Annotated in this window: 15 protein-coding genes; 10 read left to right on the forward strand and 5 right to left on the reverse strand. The window is 40.7% G+C overall.

From position 1 onward, the window contains the following. Positions 1-1,079: 1,079 nt before the first annotated feature. From G585_RS0113655 to G585_RS0113685, 7 genes are all read left to right on the forward strand, one after another. A complete protein-coding gene (locus G585_RS0113655; protein ID WP_022775740.1) occupies positions 1,080-1,835 on the forward strand; it encodes a class I SAM-dependent methyltransferase in 756 nt (251 codons plus the stop codon). Positions 1,836-1,954: 119 nt separating this feature from the next. Continuing rightward, on the forward strand, positions 1,955-2,662 hold the full coding sequence (locus G585_RS0113660) for a hypothetical protein (RefSeq protein WP_022775741.1): 708 nt from the start codon (positions 1,955-1,957) through the stop codon (positions 2,660-2,662). Between the two features lie 4 nt (positions 2,663-2,666). Beyond that, complete coding sequence (locus G585_RS20085; protein ID WP_022775742.1) at positions 2,667-3,347, forward strand: CD3324 family protein; 681 nt, start codon at positions 2,667-2,669, stop codon at positions 3,345-3,347. Between the two features lie 421 nt (positions 3,348-3,768). After that, positions 3,769-4,515: a nucleoside/nucleotide kinase family protein gene (locus G585_RS0113670; protein WP_022775744.1), complete on the forward strand. Its 747-nt coding sequence runs from the start codon at positions 3,769-3,771 to the stop codon at positions 4,513-4,515. 24 nt (positions 4,516-4,539) lie between these two features. Beyond that, complete coding sequence (gene ybaK, locus G585_RS0113675; RefSeq protein WP_022775745.1) at positions 4,540-5,019, forward strand: Cys-tRNA(Pro) deacylase; 480 nt, start codon at positions 4,540-4,542, stop codon at positions 5,017-5,019. 13 nt (positions 5,020-5,032) lie between these two features. Further along, complete coding sequence (locus G585_RS18225) at positions 5,033-5,983, forward strand: GTP-binding protein (RefSeq protein ID WP_022775746.1); 951 nt, start codon at positions 5,033-5,035, stop codon at positions 5,981-5,983. A gap of 14 nt (positions 5,984-5,997) precedes the next feature. Next, the gene (locus G585_RS0113685; RefSeq protein WP_022775748.1) at positions 5,998-6,939 is read left to right on the forward strand and encodes a radical SAM protein; all 942 of its coding nucleotides are present in this window, start codon (positions 5,998-6,000) and stop codon (positions 6,937-6,939) included. 27 nt (positions 6,940-6,966) lie between these two features. On the opposite strand, the gene G585_RS0113690 is transcribed toward G585_RS0113685, so the two are convergent. The 5 genes from G585_RS0113690 to G585_RS0113710 form a co-directional block, all read right to left on the reverse strand. After that, complete coding sequence (locus G585_RS0113690) at positions 6,967-8,661, reverse strand: GGDEF domain-containing protein (RefSeq protein ID WP_022775749.1); 1,695 nt, start codon at positions 8,659-8,661, stop codon at positions 6,967-6,969. After that, entirely contained in the window at positions 8,651-10,429 is a 1,779-nt protein-coding gene (locus G585_RS0113695; RefSeq protein WP_022775751.1) for a GGDEF domain-containing protein, read from the reverse strand. Before G585_RS0113695 ends, G585_RS0113690 begins: the two co-directional genes overlap by 11 nt. Before the next feature lie 95 nt (positions 10,430-10,524). Then, positions 10,525-11,385 carry a TPM domain-containing protein gene (locus G585_RS0113700; RefSeq protein WP_022775752.1) on the reverse strand — a complete coding sequence of 287 codons (861 nt, stop codon included), beginning with the start codon at positions 11,383-11,385 and terminating at the stop codon, positions 10,525-10,527. A gap of 21 nt (positions 11,386-11,406) precedes the next feature. Continuing rightward, positions 11,407-12,441: a hypothetical protein gene (locus tag G585_RS0113705; RefSeq protein ID WP_022775754.1), complete on the reverse strand. Its 1,035-nt coding sequence runs from the start codon at positions 12,439-12,441 to the stop codon at positions 11,407-11,409. A 24-nt stretch (positions 12,442-12,465) separates the two neighbouring features. After that, positions 12,466-13,677: an SPFH domain-containing protein gene (locus G585_RS0113710; RefSeq protein WP_022775755.1), complete on the reverse strand. Its 1,212-nt coding sequence runs from the start codon at positions 13,675-13,677 to the stop codon at positions 12,466-12,468. Between the two features lie 124 nt (positions 13,678-13,801). Between G585_RS0113710 and G585_RS18230 the strand changes: the two genes are divergently transcribed. Genes G585_RS18230 through G585_RS19750 form a run of 3 tightly spaced genes read left to right on the forward strand, consistent with a single transcriptional unit; the run spans position 13,802 to position 15,676 of the window. Further along, positions 13,802-15,160, forward strand: a complete 1,359-nt coding sequence (locus G585_RS18230; RefSeq protein WP_022775757.1) for an ASKHA domain-containing protein — start codon at positions 13,802-13,804, stop codon at positions 15,158-15,160. Between the two features lie 16 nt (positions 15,161-15,176). Further along, positions 15,177-15,509, forward strand: coding sequence for a cupin domain-containing protein (locus G585_RS0113720; protein WP_022775758.1), 333 nt, complete (start codon positions 15,177-15,179; stop codon positions 15,507-15,509). Further along, positions 15,506-15,676: a DUF6472 family protein gene (locus G585_RS19750; RefSeq protein ID WP_022775759.1), complete on the forward strand. Its 171-nt coding sequence runs from the start codon at positions 15,506-15,508 to the stop codon at positions 15,674-15,676. The genes G585_RS0113720 and G585_RS19750 overlap by 4 nt, the downstream gene beginning before the upstream one ends. Positions 15,677-15,691 lie beyond the last annotated feature (15 nt).

The raw sequence follows: 15,691 nt of genomic DNA on the forward strand, positions 1-15,691 counted from the left end.
TGTCCAAGGGCAAAGCAGGTTATCCTCCAAGGGGTAAACTGTCTTATCCTCCAAGAATTAAATAAAACAATAGTAACAGACCTTGAAACGGACTCTACAATCGTCCTATCAAGGTCTGTTCTTTTGTTTATTAATCCTTGTAGTATAAGGCGTTGATGGGATTTATAACTCTTGTTTGAGAGTCTTTTACAGATAACCATAAAGAAGTATTATGGGTACTCTTTATCTATGGGTGGAGGATAAGCTGCTTTGCCCTTTGGAGGATAAAGTATGTTGCCCGATGATAAACGAGCCAGGCACTCGCAAGTATCAATAAGCACAGGTACGAAGTACCTGCCCAAATAATAAAGACAGCAACTCATGCTTGCATGAAGGTTGCTGTCTTTTTATTTTGGCAAGCACTGCGAAGCAGTGTGCTTATTGATACGGAGAGTATCTGGCGACAACAGACGCTTATAGAAATCGCTGCTTTTAAGCGATTTCTATAAGAGGAGTGGAAGGGGCAAAAGGAGACGGCTTACGTGAGAAGTAGTTTTTTTGAGCTGCTATTCACGTAGTGACATGCATGATATTTATGGCATCTACGTGAGATGTTGCTTTTGATTCTTGTGGTTCACGTAGAAATAGGTAGATCTGGATAATTTACGTGATGAGAGGCTGGTTAACAAGAGCGTATCACGTAGAATGCCTGATGTATCATTGCGGCACTACGTGATAACAGTCAAAAGATAAAGCGGGGGCACGTAGAACGGAAAAGGAGTTTGGTGATGAGGGATTACAAGGAAGAATTGGAAAAAAGAAATCTACGAGCCAATGGGATTCAGCGAAAGTGTAACAGAGTTTATCTCAAACAATGGTATACGGGTAAGATCAAAATCTGAGCTGATAATAGCCAATATGCTGGAGCAAAGTGGATATTTTCTGGGGAAAAATATGATCATGACATTTGAGACTTCTCAACATGCCATCAGTTCTAATATAATAAAGGCTATGATTAAAGAATATCTAGTTTAGCAGGTTATGGAGCAATTCAACTTGAGGGATAAATGTCCATATAAAAAGCCGGGAGGATAATATTTTTGGAAGAATACAGTAAACAACACAAGAAAGCCTGGGAGTTCGATGCATATGACTTTTGGGTAAGAACTGCTGGGACACCGCAGGAAAGGGCTGCCAAGGATAAAGAAGATCCAAGGAAGATGCTAAAGCAGTATGCGAACTACTTTGATTCTTTTGAAGGAGTCAAGGTGGCTAATATCTGCGGATCCTGCGGCAAGAAGGCAATTCCACTGGCTCTTTTTGAAGCAGAGGTTACAGTATTTGATATATCCGAAGCCAATAAGAAATATGCCATGGAAACAGCTGAGGCTGCAGGCGTAAACATTGGCTATGAAGTCTGTGACATCATGGAAATCGATATGGACAAGTATGCCGGCTTTTTTGATGTTGTCTTTATGGAGGGTGGGATCCTTCATTACTTCCATGACATAGATACTTTTATGAACATAATGAACGGACTCTTAAAGTCTGGTGGAAAGATGATCTGCAGTGACTTCCATCCATTTACTAAGATTTCCGATATACTTGGGCTGCAGCAGCCAACCATGAGTTATTTCTCAACAGATATCTTTGAAGGTGAGATGGCGCACGCAAGATTTTACGATGAGGAGATCCGTAAGCAGATCCCGAAATGCCATTACAGGAAGTACACCATCAGCGAGATCATCAATTCAATCATCGGGAGCGGATTTACTTTGGAGCGTTTTGATGAACATCCTTCATGGGAAAATGAAAAACTCCCGGGTGAGTTTACAGCGATAGCAATAAAACGGTGAGTAAAGTTTTGTTATAACCGTTCTTTCTATATGAAGCTGCCGGGGTGGCTGTTATCATTCTCTTTGTAAGGCGCCGATACAAGTAACAGGAAATAAGCAGATACGAAAGGATGATAAAAATGAACAGAGATATTTTTATAAAAAACCTGACCGGAGACCGGATAGAGATGAGTCCCAAGGGCAGATGTGCAAACGAGATTTCCGTTGAAGAATTTGAAAAAGGATATGAGAAGTTTTTCGAAATGATCTTTGAGGTCGCTGATACGGATGTTTCCTCCATAACCGGATACGGGGAATTTGACGAAGACAACAAAGCCCCATTTGCCACATTCGAGGAATTTGTCCGTGAGACCTTTAACGAGGATCAGGAAGGCTACTGGCATAACTGGATGCAGATGTTTGAAACAACATTCCTAAGGAAAGATTATTTCGATAAGATATTTGCAAAGATCATGCAGTATGCACCCTACTGCGAAGGGCAGAGATTCCTTGCAAATAACAATACCTTTTTTGTCAACATGATCGTGGATGATTCGGGAAAAACCTACTGCGCAGACTGGGGCCGTGCCGGTATAATGGACTTTATAATGGATTTTGCGATTCTTGATCTGAATAAGCCATATTTACTGGTTCCGGAAAAACTATATGAGTATGTCCAGAAAAAGAAGATTGATATAAAGAACTTTAAGGAACGATTTTTATGCATGGCGTATTTTAAGGGACTGCATACACTCATGTGGCATGCATCCATAGACGATCTTGAGTCCTGCGAATCCATTACCGCATCTTTAAATGAACTGGAAGAACGCATGAACAGGCTGGTCTGAACAGATGAAATATGAAAATGCAAAGGATATTCTCCCCGCAAGCCTTTTGAGAGAAGTGCAAAAGTATGCAGAAGGAAAAGCCATCTATATACCTATGCGCGAAAGATCAAAGGGCTGGGGAGAAGCATCTGGTTATCGTGAAAAACTGAATAAGAGAAATGCTCTCATCTGCAGCAGGTATGGCGCAGGTGCCGGTATTATGGAACTGGCAGAGGAGTTTTTTCTCTCTCCGGAATCGATCAAGAAAATAGTGTATGGTAAGAAGATAAAACTCCCGGAGTATTCGCCCACCATATACTCCGCAAAGCAGTATTCGGATGCCGGTATAGGTGAAGAATGGGTAAGGATATATCTGGACAATGAAGGTATGGATACACCTGACGGATCAGAGTTTTTCCTGTCTGAACTTGTGAAAATCCCTCTTCGCCTTATAGAGGATGGTACAGGTGCGGAGGCAAAAGAAGAATCGGATGCGTATACAGATAAACCTTTGATCATTATGTTCGAGGATCACAGATTCAGAAGTTTCTGTGGAGAGGAATATCTTGCCTTTTTGAGAAAGGAAAAGAAAAACGCTCACTGGGCTTTTATTTTCGTGAGCCACAAGGAGTACAGTTACTATCTTAACAACTTCGGCAAGCAGTTTCAGAGAGCACCAAAGCCATGGAGTCCACCTGGAAAATAATCGGATTAAAAGTAATGATATCCACAGAGAAATGAACTGTTAAACAAACCTAAAGCCAGCATATTTACGTTGATCAAAATATACATTTGCGAGCTGGAGTGACATATGTGTCATAGGGCAAAGTAGATTATCCTCCAAGGAATGGTATTTCTCTGTTGTTGATGTGGTCCGAATATTAACAGAACAGCCGGATACAGACGGTGCCAGGAATTATTGGAAGGTTCTGAAAAAGAGAATAAAAGAGGAAGGAAATGAACTGGTTACAAATTGTAACCAGTTGAAAAGAGAACAGGGAAGCCTGTTATAACCAGCAAGAACGCGGATGAATTACAGAACCTGGTTACCGGGCTGATTGAGGATGTCGGAAAACATAATAATTATATAGAATTGTCTTGAGAATTATAATAGATGAGGAATTATCATGGAATATAACGTAAACATTAACGGAATAGATGTTGATGCTGCATACAGCGATGAGACGATAGAAGAGATAGTAAAGCCGCTTTTAAAGCATATGGCTGACCTGCATGATTCAGAAAAAAGACGCATTCTTGTGATGCTTGCTGCGCCTCCAGGGGCAGGAAAGAGCACATTCGTGAGCTTTTTGGAACACATGGCAAAAGAAATCATCCCAACCAAAAAGGTACAGGCAGTGGGAATGGATGGATTCCATAGAAGGCAGGAATACCTCATTTCCCATACGACAATAGTTGATGGAAAAGAAATTCCTATGGTTGACATAAAGGGAGCACCTATAACCTTTGATCTTGAAGCGCTAAAAAACAAAATCATAGAATTAAAAGAAAACGATGTATGCAAGTGGCCTGAGTACAACAGAATGCTCCACAATCCTGTCGAGGATGCAATTGCCGTAGACGCTGATATTGTCTTGCTTGAAGGCAATTACCTGCTTTTGGATCAGGATGGCTGGCGTGACATTTCTGAGTATGCGGACTATACTATTTCAATGACAGCAGAACCCCAGATGCTTCGCAAAAGGCTGATCGATAGAAAGATAGCCAGCGGCAACACAGTAGAGAAAGCTGAAAAGTTTGTGGATTTTAGCGATATGGCGAATGTGAGGATCTGTCTTGAACACAGTAAGAAAGCAGATATGGAGCTCAAAATAGATGAGGACGGAAATCTGCATAGATCTGGATCTAATTGAAAGAAAAATTGGAGATGATATTTAATGGCCAAAGATGATAAAACAAATGTAATGAGAGTTCTTGATGGGAAAAAGATATCCTATAAAAGTCACATGTATGAGCCTGATGCAAGGCTTAGCGGAGAAGAAATAGCCGGGATACTTGGAGAAGACGCTGATAAGGTTTTTAAAACCCTTGTAACCCAGGGAAAAACAGGTCAGTACTATGTTTTTGTTATTCCGGTAAAAGCGGAGCTTGACCTTAAAAAAGCTGCGAAAGCAGTATCAGAGAAGTCAGTTTCCATGATACCTCAAAAAGAACTGCTCCCACTTACAGGATATGTTCATGGTGGATGCTCACCTATAGGTATGAAAAAGTCCTTCCCTACAGTCATCCACGAGAGCGCATCAAACTATGAGGAAATATTCTTTTCAGCCGGAAAAGTGGGCTACCAGGTAGAAGTTGCGGTAAAAGATATTGAGAAGGTTGTAAGATACACCTTTGCTGATGTATGTACGGAATAAGCGGGATAAAGCTATGGTAAAAATAGATCTGATAACCGGATTTCTTGGATCGGGTAAAACAACATTCATAAGAGAATACGCAAAATACCTTATGTCAAAGGGCGAAAAAATCTGCATAATTGAGAATGATTATGGTGCAGTAAACATTGACATGGTTCTTCTGCAGGATCTTTTAGGGGATAATTGCAACCTTGAGATGATTGTTGGAGGTGACGGAAAAGAAGCTCACAGAAGGCGTTTTAGGACCAAACTCATTTCCATGGGAATGAGCGGATACGACAGAGTGATCATTGAGCCATCGGGGATTTATGATGCTGATGAGTTCTTTGATGTGCTCTATGATGAGCCTCTGGATAGATGGTATGAGATTGGAAGTGTCATATCAATCGTTGACGCCGAATCAGTATTGCTTCTTGAAGGAACATCAAAATACCTGTTTATGTCAGAGATAGCATGGGCCGGAAAGCTCCTTATCAGCAAGGTGGGTGAAACCACAGATGTCGATCAGATACATGCTTTTATAAATGCAACAATGGAAGAATATGGTTGTAGTGCCAGATTTCAGTTAAAAGACATTTATTCAAAATCCTTTGATAGTTTATCACCGGATGAATTTGACTCCATTGAAAATGCCGGATATCGCCGCTCCTCATATGCAAAGATGCAGATAGATGATTCTCAATACCAGCCACTGTTTTATTTTGATGTTGAGATGGACGAGGCACTTTTAAAAGAGACAGCAAAAAAACTCCTTGCAGATGTGAAAGCAGGAAAAGTCATCCGAATAAAGGGTTTTGTTAAAACCTCAGATTCTGCGCAGGTTGAAATAAATGCAACGCAAAAAGAAATAAAGATAGAGCCGGTTACCAGCAGCAGAAATGCCATTATTATAATCGGAGAGCATCTCGATAAAGCCTATATAAATGAAATATGGAAAGACTACTGCTCGGTTGTTTCGCTGTAATAAATCAAAAAAGTATGAAATCAACAATAATAGAGTCGGATCTTAATAGAATTAAAGAATATACCTCCTGCACACTTTGTCCCAGAAACTGCCGGGTAGACAGAACAAGTACTCAAGGCTTTTGCAGGGAAAAAGCTACGCTTCACGTGAGCCGCGCCGCCCTTCATATGTGGGAAGAACCATGCATATCAGGCACAAGCGGTTCGGGTACAGTTTTCTTTTCAGGCTGCAATATGGGCTGTGTATTTTGCCAGAACAAAAAGATCAGTCGCGGAGAAGTAGGAAAATTCATTTCTCCACAAAGGCTTGTGGATATCTTCTTTGAATTACAGGAAAAAGGTGCAAACAACATCAACCTTGTAACTGCCGATATGTTCATACCCACAGTGAAAAGAGCTATCGAATGTGCCAAAGACCAGAAGCTTAAAATCCCATTTTTGCTAAATACAGCATCATATATAAATGTTGAGACTTTAAAGAGTTTAGAAGGTCTCATAGATATTTACCTTCCTGATTTTAAGTATATTAAAAATGAGGATGCTATAAGATACAGTAGAGCTCCGGGATATGTAGAGGCAGCCAAGGCAGCAATCGATGAAATGGTGAGGCAGCAGCCAAAGTGCCAGTTTTGCGACGATGAACAAGGCCAACACCTGATGAAGAAAGGCGTTATCGTAAGGCATCTTTTGATGCCCGGCAAAGTCATCCAGGCCAAGATGATAATCAAATATCTCTATGAAAGATATGGAGATAGTATATACATAAGTCTTATGAATCAGTTTACGCCAAATGGGGAATTACAGGATTATCCTGATATAGACAGGAAAGTCAGTGGAAGTGAATACCATAGCCTCATAAAGTATGCAGAAAACATGGGGCTTACCAATGGCTTTATCCAGGTTGGAGAGACTGCAAGCGAAAGTTTTATACCAAATTTTAACTGCGAAGGGGTATGACCCTCCGCAGTTTTTATTGCTCCTGATTTACAGCCTTGCATGAATACCAAGCTGCTCGTGCATGAGCTTTTTATTCTCGTACATTCTTTGATCAGCCAAAAGATATACTTCGTGAGGGTTGTTTTCCTCAAACTCATGAAGAAAAGCAAATCCTGTAGCTACACTTCTCTTGTATTCAGAATAGAGCGCATTCATAACATTCAGAGCGCTGATCATTCTGTCGATCATTGAAGGAATGTCCTTGGTAGAAGAGTTCTTAACAATAGCAATAAATTCATCTCCGCCAATTCTGGCACAGAAGTCATTTTCGCCAAAAGTAGTAGAAATTACCTTTGCAAAATCTTTGATATATTTGTCACCGGTTGGATGACCGTATTTATCGTTTACAAGCTTTAGCCCATTAAGGTCGATACTGATTATGCAGTAGTCGTTGGTTTCATTTTTTAACTCTTCAAGTTCCTTATCTGCTTTGGCTCTGTTAGGAAGATTGGTCAGACCATCGGCATAGGCCAGGTGTGATAAAGAGTCATGTTCCTGACGCTGGGCATAGTTCCAGGTGATAAATACAAGGTAATTTGCCAGCATAGAAACTACCAGGATAAGGTAACCAAAACATATGATGGTGCGATTAAGCACATGCAAGCTTCTGATGTTGTAGATCTCGCCCAGATACGACAGGAAATGGATAAAAAGAGTAATCGCAAAACCTGAAATACCATTCATCTGTATCATTCCGGACTTGGAAATATCATGTTTTTTGAGGTTTTTATTAAGAAACCATATAGTCACTACCAAACCGAATATTGCGTCGGCATAATAAAATGGCCTTGTTGTGCGCAGATGAATGTTGAAAGCGTAGTGCAGTATATACTGAAAAATAGGAATGAAGCAGCTTATGATAGCTATGGCATAGAACATTGCCTTTCGCGTTATTTTCTGTATAGAAAGCTGTATCAGGTAAAAATACGGAACTATCATATATAGCGTGAAAAATTCAATCTGCGTTTCCAAGGGAGTGTTGTAAAAAAGTGAAAACAGATTGTAATAGCTCAACAGCCAGGCACCTAGATTCATACATAAAAATGATTCCAGAATCTGGGCCTTACTGTTTGGAATGGCGGCAGAGAATATAAGTGACATAAACAGGTAAGTCACGCCGAAAACTGCCATGAATACACCTGTTGCAATAACAACAATGTTATCATGGACCAGTTTTGCCTTTAAATCTTCATTACTTCCAAATAGCGGAACTTCATAATTTGTAGCAGCTTTGTGTTCACATACGGTCAGCTTCAGAGTCAGCTCTTTTCCCTGATACTCTCTTGGAAGTGTGATGAAATTGTAGCTCTTACCGATAAAAGAAACTGAGTCATACAGGTCAACCGCATATTCATAGACCAGGAGGTCATCCACATAACATTCAACTGTTGTGTATTTGCTGCGCCACAAAATAGCTGGGAATGGAAGGAAGCCTAAATCCGGAAGAGTAGTCTTGAAAGTTAGCTTATCCCCTCGCTCCAAAGGAGCAGATAACAGTTTATAAAACTGCTCAATCTTCTGATCTTCATATTTGGTACCGTTTATATTAATTTCCCATCCATCTGCAAGAGGTGCTATTTCATATTTAGGAGTAAATGAAAAGAAAATGTGACACACGATCTCAATTGCAGTAAGAACCGTAAATGCGCATAAAAGAGGAATCAAATGCTGTTTATGCTTCATTTGAGCTACCTCCCTTCTGCGAGAAAGTCTTTAGAAGATCATCATAGAGCCTTCCAAGGGACTGATTGTGGTGTTGGTTTTTCATAGAGTACATTTTTGTGTCCGCTAAAAGATAAACATCCTGAGCCGTGGCACCTGTTTTAAATGTCAGTTCTTTATTAGTAGCATAGCCCCAGGAAGCGGAGTATCTGATGTGTTCTTCTTTGCTTGTTCTGTAGCACATTAAATCCACCATACACTTGATGGCACGCTCGCAGCGCTCTTCATCAATGTATGGTAAAACAACTATAAATTCATCTCCGCCCATTCTCCCGATAAGGAGGGCTTCTGTGAAACTCTCTTTCAAAATACCGGCAAAACCTTTGAGAAGGTGGTCACCTTCAGTGTGTCCAAAATTGTCGTTTGTGTATTTTAGATAATCAAGATCAAGACTTATGATTGTATAGTCACCGTCGAGCTTTGCTAAAGTGAGCTCACACCTTGCCCTGTTGGCAATACCTGTAAGAGCGTCAGTATAGGCTATTCCTTCCAATTTTTCTTTTACATTTGATTCGCTCAGGTACTCGATTCGATGATAAAAGTAATTCAGAAAAAGACATATCATAAAAAGCAGAGAACCTACAGTTGTAAAATTTATAGTTGCTGATTGCTCGCCTTCGGAAGAGTACTTGAGCAGATTAAAGAATACAATATCTACCTGCGCGCAGATCATAAACAGTAAAAGACCTGTTACAAGGAAGACAGTGGAGAGGGTAACGCCACGGAACTCGGATTTTTCTATGAGACGTTTACGCAAAGACATACTAAGGGTTATTACCATATAAACACCCTGAATAATGACAGTAACATGGAATAACACAACAAAATTACAGATATGAGCGATGTTGAACACATGCATCATTGTAACCGTGAGAACGAACAGAAGGCTTCCCATAAAACCGTAAGTAACAATTTTCTTATTTCGGTCTTTTCCATTAAAGAGAACAAAACCGATAATACTGGGCGAAATCATGAAAAGAGAAAAATATTCCAGGAAGGTATAAAGAGACGGATTATCAGAAACAATCCAGAACAAGTCATTGAAACAAAAGATATATATACCCATGGCAAGGGAAGTTGTGGCACTGAAAAGGATGCTTGTATCTTTGCTTGAAGATAAAAGCATGAATGGAGAAATGATCAGTAGGATAAATCCGAACATCATAAGGAAGATACCAACTACAACAGAGAGGCGTTTTGGCTCTAGAAGCTGGTTTGAAATGTCATTATAAGTGCCAAGGTACACCGGAGAAAAACCGGAAAAAGCATTGTTTTCCTGTGCTGTAAAACGTATTAGAAGAGTTTTTTCACTGCTATTTTTGGGAAGAGGAACAAAATTGTAGACCTTTGGAACCATTTTGCCTTTCTCAACATAGTCATGTCCAAATGAGTATACAAGTGCACTGTCTACATAAACATCCACAGTAGAAAGAATACTTCTGAAACAGATGCCGACTGGCACGTCATTATATGAAGTTAAATCAGGGAGATTGGTGCGGATTACGATATTGTCGCCTCTGTTGGCAAGACCCGTGTAAGAATTTACTAAAGACTCAATGTAATGGTATTCGCTGCCACGAGAAATAGTCCAGCCGGAATCCAGCTGGATGAGGTCAAATTCGCTTGGAGTATTAAACTTTGATGTTCCTAAAATCGCTACTGTGAGCACAATTAAGGCTATGCCCAGTAGCGATAGGAAAGCAGTTCTTACTCTGGTTAATACGCTCACGTATACTTCTCCTATTATCACACTTATAGTATACTTCCAAGAGATAATTCTTGAACAGTATATAGATAATAAAGAAAAGATAAAATATTTATTTCTTAGAAATGACCGTGGCTTCCACCATGCGAATGGCCTGAACTTGATGTATGTATTGATGAGCCACCTGAGCCGTGACTTCTTGATGAATCATTATCTTTTGGAATAGGAGTATGAGTTACTCTTGTAGTTACGTATCTGTCTTCATGAGATCTCATGTTAAGACCCTGGTGTGACTGATAACCTGAGGCATTAGCTTTACTGTGGACAGTCTTGAGCTGGGAACCCATAAAAAAGATAGGGATAAGAGCCGAACCAAATCCGCACAGAAGGCTGATAAGTAGCAGTTTGATGCCGCTGCCTCTGCTGCGATATGCGTTATCTACATCGATGGCGGAACCATTTTCATAACTTTCAAGATAATCATCGCACATCTCTGCATATGTGGTGAAAGCCTTGTAATAGTCTCCATCTGAAAGATATGGAAGCATACTGTCTACAAGCTCTTCCTGGCCATAATCAGTAAATGCGTAAATGGCCTCTCCTGAAGTGCTGATAGCCCAATCCCTTTTGCTCATGCTGAGCATGAACAGAATTCCGCTGTTATTGTAATCTGCCCCAAAGCCATTGTAGTCAAAATAGTCATCAGCATAGTCCGGAGTAGGACCTGTGTGATCATCTACTGTAAGAACAACAATGTTGCACTGCCTCTTTTGGCTGACAGATTCAAGCTGCTCAAGCAGATCAGTTTCTTCATCATCAGTTAAAAGATCTGCCTTATCAAGCAGAAGCTCTTTTTGCCTGGAGGAAGGAATTTCATAGCTGTCCCAGAGCTGTTCACCGTCAGCGTATGCTGTAATACTAAATAAAGGTATTATCAGAAGAGTTATTGATAATAGTAAAAACCCCTTAATTTTTTTCATACTTAAACAATCTTTCTGAATTTAAAATGTAGAATACAAAATTAGGTAAAAAATAATTGATGCGATAAAACCAATAGGAATGTAATACTTGAGCGCCTGCGTAAAGCTTATAGGGAGATTGCCTATAAACTTACCGGTCTGACCATTCATGGCAAACAGGAAGTTTTTGTCATTCCAGGTTGTGTTTAGAATGTAGACCGGATAGAGAGCATATTTGCTTGATGAGCTGCTGGTGCTGCAGTCCTCATGTTTAGTCCGCAGTGAACTGTAACCGCTTATGGTTGCCCTGAAATCTGCGGCAGCAGAAGCAGACATCCTTTGCAATGCTCTTTCCTTGCATTCGTCAGATGTTACATTGTATTTATTGGCAAGAAATCCTGCAAGATAGCCCATGTTAAAAGGAACCATGGTCGTGTGATCAAATGGTTCAAGAGATTCCATAAGGTCATCCGGCATTTCCTTGGAGCCATCAACAGGGACTTTTTCGAACTGTTCGCTTCCTGATCTTGAGATGTCATAGTATTTGGTCTCAGTGTACATATACTTAGAATCAGACCAGGTCCTTACCTTTGTTCCTTCAAAAGAGCCGGAGTATTCCTCTGTTGCATCAAAAAGCCAGAAGGGAACATAGACACCCTTTATCTCATCAATGTGATTTTTTTCTAAAAAGACCTTTGGAACAAGCCTTTTTTTCTTTACATACTCAGTGTAAGTTTTTACAGCATCGTCTTTTGTGAGTTTAAAAGGAATGATGTAGTCAGGCTTAAATTCTCCTGTAAATTTCTCCTTTACAACGACATTGTTGCTGCAAAACGGGCATTTCAGTGATCCAAGAGACTCTGTTGCAAGTATTTCTCCTCCGCAGGATCCGCAGGAGTAGATGAACATTTCATCCTGTGTATCAGATGGAGTTCCGCTACTTTCAGAATTGTGATTGGCAACATAGTCTTTTACATCAAATTCTGAATCGCAATAAGGACATTTTAATTTCTGAGTATGTGGATTAAATTCCATTGCCCCGCCACAGGCGGGGCATTCATATTCTTGTAAAGCCATATTTCCCTCTAATGGATCATAGAATTAGTTTGCTGGTCTTGGAGTTCCACAGTTGGAACAGAAGTTTCCTGTGTTAACAGCTCCGCAGGAACATGTCCAGTTAAGTGCTGGTCTTGGCTTTCCGCAGTTAGAGCAGAAGTTTCCAGTTGAAGTAGCGCCGCATGAGCATGTCCATGCATCAGATGCAGGGGCAGCAGCCGGAGCTGGAGCTGGAGCGGCATTTTGAGCCTGAGCTCCCATGTTAAAGAGCTGACTTGCGTTCATTCCGCCAGCCTGCGCAGCCATGTTCATACCAGCAAATGCCATCATAGGACCTGTTGCTGTGTTCTTTGCAGCATCCTGCATAGCCTGAGCCTGAGCACTGGCAATAGTTGCAGCAGCCATATTAGGATTTCTTAATGCGCCTGCTCTCTGAAGCTCTTTGATTGTCTTTTCATCTTCTTCAGAAGCTACTACTGAGCTTACGCCAAAGCTTGAGATCTTGATTCCGTAAACCTTAGTCCACTTATCAGAAAGTACTTCGTTAAGTGCATCAGCAATCTCTGTTGTGTGAGCAGGAAGCTGACTATAGCGGATTCCCATAGCGGAAATCTTTGCAAATGCAGGCTGAAGAGCAGTAAGAAGCTCACTCTTAAGCTGAGAATCTAGCTTATCTTTTCTGTATTCACCTTCCACATTTCCACAAATGTTTTTATAGAAAAGGATAGGATCAACTATCTTGTAGCTGTATTCACCGTGACACTTAATGCTTGCGTCAAGGTCAAGTCCGATATTTGTATCTACAACACGGAAAGGAACAGGATTAACTGTGCCATACTTATTTCCGATGATCTCTTTTGTATTAAAGAAATATACTCTCTGGTCTTTAGGAGTACTTCCGCCAAAACCTACACGTTTAGCAAATTCTTTAAAGCTGTTTACAATGTTTTCGCCTAAGTCGCCATAGAAAACTGAAGGTTCAGCTGAAGTATCATAAACGAATTCACCTGCCTCAGCACAGATTTCTGTGATCTGTCCCTGATCAACCAAAACAGCGCACTGTCCTTCGTTAACAGCGATGATAGAGCCGTTGGAAATAACATTCTCAGAGCCCTTTTTATTTGAACCTTTTCCTTCTTTCTTTTCACCTTTTGTAAGGAGTACGTCGTTTGTAAGAGACGGACAATAAAAATACTCCCTCCACTGATCTGCTAAAACATTACCACCTGCAACGAGTGCAGCCTGAATAAGCCCCATAACTTTCTCCTTTCATACGAAAAACAATAGTTGTCTGATAATTTTATAGACATTTACTATTTTCGCACAAAACATAACAAAATACTATTTCTTTTTGCTCAAAATAACTGATGCTGATACAATTATGTGGATGAAAAATACACTTATTTCCGAGAAAAAACTAAATATCTATAAAGCCCATGGATGCAAGGGAAATTGCTATAAGTGCACAAGAAAATGCTCTGACGCCGAACAGATAGATGTTCAGAGCGAGGTGATAGATGGTGACATAGATAAAAAATATGACGCCTATGGTATCGCCATTGATCTTGGCACGACAACTATCGCTGCGGCACTTGTGGGATTTGACTTTAAAAACCAGGCAGGCGAAGTGGCCTGCACAGCGTCATGTGTGAATCATCAGAGAAAGTACGGGGCGGACGTGATCAGCAGAATAGATAGGGCATCTGATCCTGAAACAGCCAATGACTTAAAAAGGCTTGTGACCCAGGATATATGCGGCCTGGTAAAAGAACTTTCCATGAAGGCAAAGTCTAAAGTTACCACCATCTGTATTGCAGGAAACACTACAATGCTTCACCTTCTAAGAGGTTATAGCGTTTTGGGTCTTGGAAAATATCCGTATAGCCCAAAGTCACTTGACTTTGAAGTTCTGGCGGGAGAAACGCTGAGCCCGGAGCTTTCCGGCTATAAGGTGACTCTTTTTCCCGGAATATCAGCCTTTGTAGGGGCAGACATAGTAGCCGGGATATATGCCCTTGATATGGCAGAAGACCCGGACAAAAAGAGCCTTATGGTAGACCTTGGAACAAATGGCGAGATTGCTTATTTTGACGGTACAAAGATTTACGCCACATCAACTGCCGCAGGCCCAGTATTTGAGGGTGGAGGGATTTCATGCGGTGTCCCTGCCATAAATGGTGCAATAAAACATATAAATATAGGAGATTTTTTTCCCGAATTGGATATAATAGGTAATGACAAACCTATAGGTCTTTGTGGAACGGGAGTCCTGGAAACAGTGGCAGAGCTCTTAAGGTGTGGACTTATGGATGACACGGGGCTTTTGTGCGATGAATATTTTGACAGCGGATACCCTCTTACCAGGGAAAAAGATATTACTATAACCCAGGGCGATATCAGAAATGTTCAGCTGGCCAAGGCTGCCATTTATTCGGGTATAGTCAATATCTTAAACGGAAGAGATGCTGACAGCGTCTATATTTCAGGAGGCTTTGGCTCTCACATTGATATAGGCAGGATAAAGAACCTCAAAATGTTCCCTGAAGAATTGGTGCCAAAAGCTTTAGCAGCGGGAAACACTTCTCTTAAGGGATGTATCAAATATCTGGTGCAGGATCTTATGGGCGATGGTGAGAAAGCTCTTTTGGAAATAAAAAGAATAACTGAAATTTCTGAGGTGATTCAGCTGGCAGAGCTGGATCAGTTTGACAGTGATTATATAGAAGCAATGAATTTCTAAAAAAGGAGATAAACAAATGCTAGACGAAAGATGGGTATTTCATGATGATGCAAAGGCAGAGGACCTTGGAAATGGTGTGGTAAGGCGTGTGCTTGCTTACAGCAAAGACCTTATGTGCGTTGAGAATACTTTTGAAGAAGGCGCGATCGGAGCTCTCCATCATCACCCACACACTCAGATCACTTACGTCGTAAGCGGCAAATTTGAGTTCAATATTGATGGAGAAAAGAAAATTGTTAAAGCCGGCGATACAATGCTTAAGACAAACAGCGTTGAACACGGCTGCGTCTGCCTTGAAAAAGGAGTTCTTTTGGATATCTTTAACCCTATGAGAGAGGATTTTGTATGATCTGTGATACATGTGCCAATTATGTATACGATGAAGACTGGGAATGCTATACATGTATGGTAAATATGGATGAAGATGACTACTACCGCATGATGTCCGGAAACCGTTCAGAGTGCCCTTATTATCAGGATAACGATGAGTATAAAGTTGTAAGACATCAGATGTAAGCGGAGGAGGAGAGT

The organism is Butyrivibrio sp. AE2015, from assembly GCF_000420825.1.
GTDB lineage: Bacteria > Bacillota > Clostridia > Lachnospirales > Lachnospiraceae > Butyrivibrio.